This window comes from Armatimonas sp. (genome assembly GCF_031410135.1).
GTDB lineage: Bacteria > Armatimonadota > Armatimonadia > Armatimonadales > Armatimonadaceae > Armatimonas.
The window spans coordinates 1-2,298 of sequence record NZ_JANNYP010000076.1; the positions used below are offsets into that span (position 1 = coordinate 1).

Consider the following 2,298-nt stretch of genomic DNA (forward strand, 5'->3'; position numbering starts at 1 on the left):
CTGTGAAGAGGGTTCCTTCGAGTTTGTTGGGATCGAGGCTCCAGAGATAGAGCGTCCCGTCCCAGCCCCCGGCGGCGAGACGCTTCTTATCGGGGCTGATGCGCACGGCGTAAAGCCAGTCTTTCGCATCGGTAAAGGTCGCGGTGTTGCCGCCGCTGCCGATATTCCAGAGCCGCAGGGTCTTGTCGGCAGAGGCCGTTGCCAGGAGCTGCCCGTCACTGCTGGCACTCACGGAGTAGACGCCGCTACCGTGGCCGCCGAAGTTGCGCACATGACCACCACCCTCGGGGCCGATGTTCCAGAGCTTGGCGAGCTTATCCGTGCTGGCACTGATCACCTGGCCCGCCGACGTGAAACATAGATCGGTGACAGTCTCTTCGCTGGCTCCGAGGCTGTAGAGGCGCTTGCCACTCACCGCGTCCCAGATCTTGACGCTCTTGTCCACCCCGCATGAGGCGAGCAGCTTGCCATCGGCGCGAAAGGCGACACCCAGCACACCATCGGCATGGTCCCGAAGCGCCTGTGAGAGCTTGCCCGTCGCCGCGTCCCAGAGCTTCACGCTACGGTCACCGCTGGCCGTCGCAACCGTCTTGCTGTCGGGAGAGAACGCGACTCCATTGACAATATCCGTGTGGTCACCAAACGTGCGCAGCTCTCGACTCTCAGCGACTCCCCAGAGCCGCACCTGGCCCAGTGCGCCGGACATCCCGCCGCCTGCAACTAACTGCCTTCCATCGGGCGAGAACGCCAGCGAGCGCACGGTGTCTAAATGCCCACTCCAAACTGTCCGCACCGTCCGGGTCGCTGGATCGCAGAGCAGGACGCGCTGGTAGGTGCCCACGGCGAGCAGCTTTCCATCGGGCGAGAACGCCAGCGAGTTGATCGGCGCGGGGACTTCGAGGCGCTTGCCGATAGGCTTGGGAATAGTTACGGTGTTAGCCGTGGCTGTCTTCGTGCCCGTTTTCGGCGTGGTCGCGCTCGTCAGCGCTGAGTCATTCTTAGCTCCGGCATCTACCCAGCGCTTTATGATCTCAATATCAGGAGCTTTCAGGCCCGCACCCGGCGGCATGATCGGCTTCTGCGCTCCGGTGAGCATCCGCACCAAGCGGCTCTCGCTCGACTTTCCGGGCACGATAGCCACGCCCGCTTTCCCGCCTTTCATCAGGGCCATGTAGGAGTCCACAGAGAATCCGGCCGTCGGAAGCTGGGCGCTGTGACACCCGAGGCACGCCGTGCGTAGGATCGGGACGACCTCACGCTGAAACGAAGGTGGCGCGGGCTTGGGCGGTGGTGGTTGTAGAGGCATGGCTAGACCAGCTCAGGAAGAGGCTCACGGCCTGCAAAGAGGTAGTTGGGGCGACCGGTCATATCCGGAATGGGTGTATTGACGATGTCTATCCCGAGGTTATGATAGAGCGTCACCATGACATCTTTGTAGTCCACCGGGCGCTCGTCGGGCTCCTCGCCGAATTTGTTGGTGCTGCCGATCACCTGCCCGGTCTTCATCCCGCCACCGGCGAGCAAGGCACAGGAGACGCGGGGCCAGTGGTCTCTCCCACCATCTTTGTTGATCTTAGGCGAGCGGCCAAAGTCTCCCCAGACGACGACGGAGACGTCTTTGTCGAGGCCGCGCTGGTGCAGGTCCTCGATCAGGGCAGAGATTCCCTGGTCAATGACCGGGAGATGGGCCTTCATGTTGGTGAAGTTGCCGCCGTGCCAGTCCCAGAAGCCGTAGGAGACACTGACAAGCCGTGCTCCGGCCTCGACCAAGCGACGCGCGGCAAGAAACTGCTCATTGAGCATGGGCGACGCATCGCCCTGGGGTTTGTCAATGCCCTTGCCGTAGCGCTCGCGTGTTTTTACGTCTTCCCGGCTGACGTCTAGCGCTTGAACCAGCTTGCTGGAGGTCAGAATATCAAAGGCACGGGCGCTCATCGTGTCTAGCTCGGGGAGCGTGTCCACGCGCTTTCGGTAGCGGTCTAAGCTGGCGAGTAATTGCTTGCGATGACTCAGGCGATCCAGCGAGACATCCGTGAGGGTCATGTCGGCGAGCATCGGGCCGTTGGGGTTGAGGGCACCGTAGCTGGGGCCAAGAAAACCGGGGCCGGGGTCGTTGTAGGGTGGGTGCTGGGTGCGGGCGGCAAGATTGACATAGCTAGGGACGGTCTTATCCACCGGTGCTTCCAGCCGCGTCAGCACCGACCCCATCGTCGGGGCCTTGTTCTGGCGAAACTCCGCCTCGGTGTAGCCTGAGAGACACAGATTCGACGAGTGCTCATCCCGCGCCCCGACTAGCGA

At 62.5% G+C, this 2,298-nt stretch carries 2 protein-coding genes; both read right to left on the reverse strand.

Annotated elements, in window-relative coordinates; all coding sequences use genetic code 11:
• A partial coding sequence (locus RMO15_RS02790; protein WP_309707595.1) for a c-type cytochrome domain-containing protein occupies positions 1-1,306 on the reverse strand: 1,306 nt, incomplete at its 3' end.
• Positions 1,307-1,308: 2 nt separating this feature from the next.
• Positions 1,309-2,298: DUF1501 domain-containing protein (locus RMO15_RS02795; protein WP_309707597.1), on the reverse strand; the 990-nt coding region annotated here is incomplete at its 5' end.